Genomic DNA, 5,494 nt, shown 5'->3' with positions numbered 1-5,494 from the left:
GCGCCTGCTCCTTGAGAACTCAACAGCGTGCCGATTGTCAGTGCCAATTGTTTTACCTCGTTCATGGCCTGGCTGGTTGTTCTTCGCATGCCTTTCTGGTGTGTGGGGGTGGCTGGTTGTGGTTGTGAGAGATTCCTTTGAACACGGCATCACGGTTGTGGTGTCGATGTTGGGGTCTGCCGGTTTTGCCGGCACTCTCGAAAGCATTAATGGAGAGTTTGATCCTGGCTCAGGACGAACGCTGGCGGCGTGCTTAACACATGCAAGTCGAGCGAGGGGCTTCGGCTCCTAGCGGCGAACGGGTGAGTAACACGTGGGCAATCTGCCCCGAGCTCTGGAATAACTTCGGGAAACCGGGGCTAATGCCGGATATGACACTACCGGGCATCTGGTGGTGTGGAAAGATTTATCGGCTCGGGATGGGCCCGCGGCCTATCAGCTTGTTGGTGGGGTAACGGCCTACCAAGGCGACGACGGGTAGCCGGCCTGAGAGGGCGACCGGCCACACTGGGACTGAGACACGGCCCAGACTCCTACGGGAGGCAGCAGTGGGGAATATTGCGCAATGGGCGAAAGCCTGACGCAGCGACGCCGCGTGGGGGATGACGGCCTTCGGGTTGTAAACCTCTTTCAGCAGGGACGAAGCGCAAGTGACGGTACCTGCAGAAGAAGCACCGGCCAACTACGTGCCAGCAGCCGCGGTAATACGTAGGGTGCAAGCGTTGTCCGGAATTATTGGGCGTAAAGAGCTCGTAGGCGGCCTGTCGCGTCGGCTGTGAAAACCCGGGGCTCAACCCCGGGCCTGCAGTCGATACGGGCAGGCTAGAGTCCGGCAGGGGAGACTGGAATTCCTGGTGTAGCGGTGAAATGCGCAGATATCAGGAGGAACACCGGTGGCGAAGGCGGGTCTCTGGGCCGGAACTGACGCTAAGGAGCGAAAGCGTGGGGAGCGAACAGGATTAGATACCCTGGTAGTCCACGCCGTAAACGTTGGGCGCTAGGTGTGGGGGACCTTCCACGGCCTCCGTGCCGCAGCTAACGCATTAAGCGCCCCGCCTGGGGAGTACGGCCGCAAGGCTAAAACTCAAAGGAATTGACGGGGGCCCGCACAAGCGGCGGAGCATGTGGCTTAATTCGATGCAACGCGAAGAACCTTACCAGGGCTTGACATGCAGGGAAATCTCGTAGAGATACGGGGTCCGTAAGGGTCCTGCACAGGTGGTGCATGGCTGTCGTCAGCTCGTGTCGTGAGATGTTGGGTTAAGTCCCGCAACGAGCGCAACCCTCGTCCTATGTTGCCAGCGAGTTATGTCGGGGACTCATAGGAGACTGCCGGGGTCAACTCGGAGGAAGGTGGGGATGACGTCAAGTCATCATGCCCCTTACGTCCTGGGCTGCACACATGCTACAATGGCCGGTACAAAGGGCTGCGATACCGCGAGGTGGAGCGAATCCCAAAAAGCCGGTCTCAGTTCGGATCGGGGTCTGCAACTCGACCCCGTGAAGTCGGAGTCGCTAGTAATCGCAGATCAGCAATGCTGCGGTGAATACGTTCCCGGGCCTTGTACACACCGCCCGTCACGTCACGAAAGTCGGTAACACCCGAAGCCGGTGGCCTAACCCTTGTGGGGGGAGCCGTCGAAGGTGGGACCGGCGATTGGGACGAAGTCGTAACAAGGTAGCCGTACCGGAAGGTGCGGCTGGATCACCTCCTTTCTAAGGAGCGTCTGGCTGGTCTGTCCTGTTGGGGGTGGGCTGGTTCAGGGCCAGGGCCGGATGTGCATGCCGGTCTGGTTGCTCATGGGTGGAACGCTGACGATAGTGCTGCTGGTTGTCTGGCAGGCGTCTAGTACTCTCTGGCTGTCTCTTCTCTTCGGAGGGGGGTGGGTGGGGGTGGAACGGGTCTGGTGGGTGGCTGGTGGTGCGTGGCACGCTGTTGGGTCCTGAGGGAGTGAGGCTTCCTCGTCTGGTGTGACCCCTTCTGCTGATCCTCCGTGTGGGGGGTTGTGGTGGGGGTCTGCTGGTGAAACGGACCGGTCGTGGTAGGGGACTGCTCTCCTGTGTGGGGGTGGGTTCTACCGGGTCGGCTGGGGCCGTCCGTACGTTGAGAACTGCACAGTGGACGCGAGCATCTTTGTGGCCAAGTTAGTAAGGGCGCACGGTGGATGCCTTGGCACCAGGAGCCGATGAAGGACGTGGGAGGCTGCGATATGCCTCGGGGAGCTGTCAACCGAGCTGTGATCCGAGGATTTCCGAATGGGGAAACCCGGCAGGGCTTTAAATCCTGTCACCCATGCCTGAACACATAGGGCATGTGGAGGGAACGCGGGGAAGTGAAACATCTCATTACCCGCAGGAAGAGAAAACAACCGTGATTCCGCGAGTAGTGGTGAGCGAAAGCGGATGAGGCTAAACCAGTGTCGTGTGATAGCCGGCAGGCGTTGCGATGGTGGGGTTGTGGGATCGTCCGGACGGGACTGCCGTTCCGTCGGGGAGTCAGAAAGAGCGCTGTTAGGCGAAGGTCATGCGAATGGACCGCCATAGAGGGTAATAGCCCTGTAGCTGAAAACAGTGTTCCTCCCGGACGTGTTCCCAAGTAGCACGGAGCCCGTGAAATTCCGTGTGAATCTGGCGGGACCACCCGCTAAGCCTAAATACTCCCTGGTGACCGATAGCGGACTAGTACCGTGAGGGAAAGGTGAAAAGTACCCCGGGAGGGGAGTGAAATAGTACCTGAAACCGTGTGCCTACAATCCGTGGGAGCTGGACTTCGGTCTGGTGACCGCGTGCCTTTTGAAGAATGAGCCTGCGAGTTTGCGATGTGTGGCGAGGTTAACCCGTGTGGGGTAGCCGTAGCGAAAGCGAGTCCGAATAGGGCGTTTGAGTCGCATGTCCAAGACCCGAAGCCGAGTGATCTACCCATGGCCAGGTTGAAGCGCGGGTAAGACCGTGTGGAGGACCGAACCCACCAGGGTTGAAAACCTGGGGGATGAGCTGTGGGTAGGGGTGAAAGGCCAATCAAACTCGGTGATAGCTGGTTCTCCCCGAAATGCATTTAGGTGCAGCGTCGCATGTTTCTTGCCGGAGGTAGAGCACTGGATGGCCTAGGGGGCCCACAAGCTTACTGAAGTCAGCCAAACTCCGAATGCCGGTAAGTGAAGTGCGGCAGTGAGACTGCGGGGGATAAGCTTCGTAGTCGAGAGGGAAACAGCCCAGATCGCCAGCTAAGGCCCCTAAGCGTGCGCTAAGTGGAAAAGGATGTGGAGTCGCACAGACAACCAGGAGGTTGGCTTAGAAGCAGCCATCCTTGAAAGAGTGCGTAATAGCTCACTGGTCAAGTGATTCCGCGCCGACAATGTAGCGGGGCTCAAGCGCACCGCCGAAGCTGCGGCATACGCATGTTAGCCAGGCATCTTTGCGGGTGTCCAGGTGTGTGTATGGGTAGGGGAGCGTCGTGTGGCGTGTGAAGCGGCGGGGTGACCCAGTCGTGGATGCCATACGAGTGAGAATGCAGGCATGAGTAGCGAATGACGGGTGAGAAACCCGTCCGCCGAATGACCAAGGGTTCCTGGGGCAGGCTAATCCGCCCAGGGTGAGTCGGGACCTAAGGCGAGGCCGACAGGCGTAGTCGATGGACAACGGGTTGATATTCCCGTACCGGCGCTGACGCGCCCATGCTGAACCTGGTTGTGCTAACCATCTGATCGGATGTGTCTTTTCGGAGATGTGTCTGGGAGGGTGGGATCCCGGCTGGTAGTAGGCAAGCGATGGGGTGACGCAGGAGGGTAGTTCAACCCAGGCGGTGGTTGTCCTGGGGCAAGGGTGTAGGACGGTGCGTAGGCAAATCCGCGCTCCATGTGTCTGAGACCTGATGCCGAGCCGATTGTGGCGAAGTGGATGATCCCATGCTGCCGAGAAAAGCCTCTAGCGAGTGTCAGGGCCGCCCGTACCCTAAACCGACACAGGTGGTCAGGTAGAGAATACCAAGGCGTTCGAGTGAACTGTGGTTAAGGAACTCGGCAAAATGCCCCCGTAACTTCGGGAGAAGGGGGGCCGTTCTCCGTGTAGGGACTTGCTTCCGTAGCGGGGAGTGGCCGCAGAGACCAGGGGAAAGCGACTGTTTACTAAAAACATAGCTCCGTGCTAAGTCGTAAGACGATGTATACGGAGTGACGCCTGCCCGGTGCTGGAACGTTAAGGGGACGGGTTAGCTCTTCGGGGCGAAGCTCAGAACTTAAGCGCCAGTAAACGGCGGTGGTAACTATAACCATCCTAAGGTAGCGAAATTCCTTGTCGGGTAAGTTCCGACCTGCACGAATGGCGTAACGACTTTCCCACTGTCTCAACCACAGACTCGGCGAAATTGCATTACGAGTAAAGATGCTCGTTACGCGCGGCAGGACGGAAAGACCCCGGGACCTTTACTATAGCTTGATATTGGTGTTCGGTTCGGCTTGTGTAGGATAGGTGGGAGACTGTGAAGCTGGGACGCCAGTTCTGGTGGAGTCATTGTTGAAATACCACTCTGGTCGTACTGGATGTCTAACCTCGGTCCGTGATCCGGATCAGGGACAGTGTCTGGTGGGTAGTTTAACTGGGGCGGTTGCCTCCTAAAGAGTAACGGAGGCGCCCAAAGGTTCCCTCAGCCTGGTTGGCAATCAGGTGTTGAGTGCAAGTGCACAAGGGAGCTTGACTGTGAGACAGACATGTCGAGCAGGTGCGAAAGCAGGGACTAGTGATCCGGCGGTGGCTTGTGGAAGCGCCGTCGCTCAACGGATAAAAGGTACCCCGGGGATAACAGGCTGATCTTGCCCAAGAGTCCATATCGACGGCAAGGTTTGGCACCTCGATGTCGGCTCGTCGCATCCTGGGGCTGGAGTAGGTCCCAAGGGTTGGGCTGTTCGCCCATTAAAGCGGTACGCGAGCTGGGTTTAGAACGTCGTGAGACAGTTCGGTCCCTATCCGCCGCGCGCGCAGGAGACTTGAGAAGGGCTGTCCCTAGTACGAGAGGACCGGGACGGACGAACCTCTGGTGTGCCAGTTGTTCTGCCAAGGGCATGGCTGGTTGGCTACGTTCGGAAGGGATAACCGCTGAAAGCATCTAAGCGGGAAGCCTGCTTCGAGATGAGGTCTCCCACAGGGTAGCCTGGTAAGGCCCCCGACTAGATGATCGGGTTGATAGGCCGGAGGTGGAAGTGCGGCAACGCATGGAGCTGACCGGTACTAATAGGCCGAGGGCTTGTCTTCGAAGATGCTACGCGTCCACTGTGCGGTTCCCAGCTGTATGGCCGGTTTCCGGTTGTATAGTTGAATAGTGTTTCGGTGGTTTTGGCGAAGGGGAAACGCCCGGTCTCATTCCGAACCCGGAAGCTAAGCTCTTCAGCGCCGATGGTACTGCATGGGGGACTGTGTGGGAGAGTAGGACGCCGCCGGACTTACATACAGTGTGGGGTTGCCTTCGGGTGACCCCACACTTGTATTTGGGGAACTTTTT

Annotated in this window: 3 rRNA genes; all 3 read left to right on the top strand. The window is 58.4% G+C overall.

The annotated features are described in order from the left end of the window. Nucleotides 1-206 precede the first annotated feature (206 nt). The 3 genes from ND748_RS23935 to rrf all read left to right on the top strand — a co-directional run bounded on the left by ND748_RS23935 (nucleotide 207) and on the right by rrf (nucleotide 5,435). A 16S ribosomal RNA gene (locus tag ND748_RS23935) occupies nucleotides 207-1,716 on the top strand. 422 nt (nucleotides 1,717-2,138) lie between these two features. Beyond that, a 23S ribosomal RNA gene (locus tag ND748_RS23930) occupies nucleotides 2,139-5,247 on the top strand. 71 nt (nucleotides 5,248-5,318) lie between these two features. After that, nucleotides 5,319-5,435, top strand: a 5S ribosomal RNA gene (gene rrf / locus ND748_RS23925). Together the 16S, 23S and 5S rRNA genes form the textbook arrangement of a ribosomal RNA operon. Nucleotides 5,436-5,494 lie beyond the last annotated feature (59 nt).

Origin of the sequence: Frankia sp. AiPs1, assembly GCF_023716945.1 — a bacterium.
Classification (GTDB): Bacteria; Actinomycetota; Actinomycetes; order Frankiales; family Frankiaceae; genus Frankia.
This window is presented reverse-complemented; position numbering and strand designations above follow the sequence as displayed.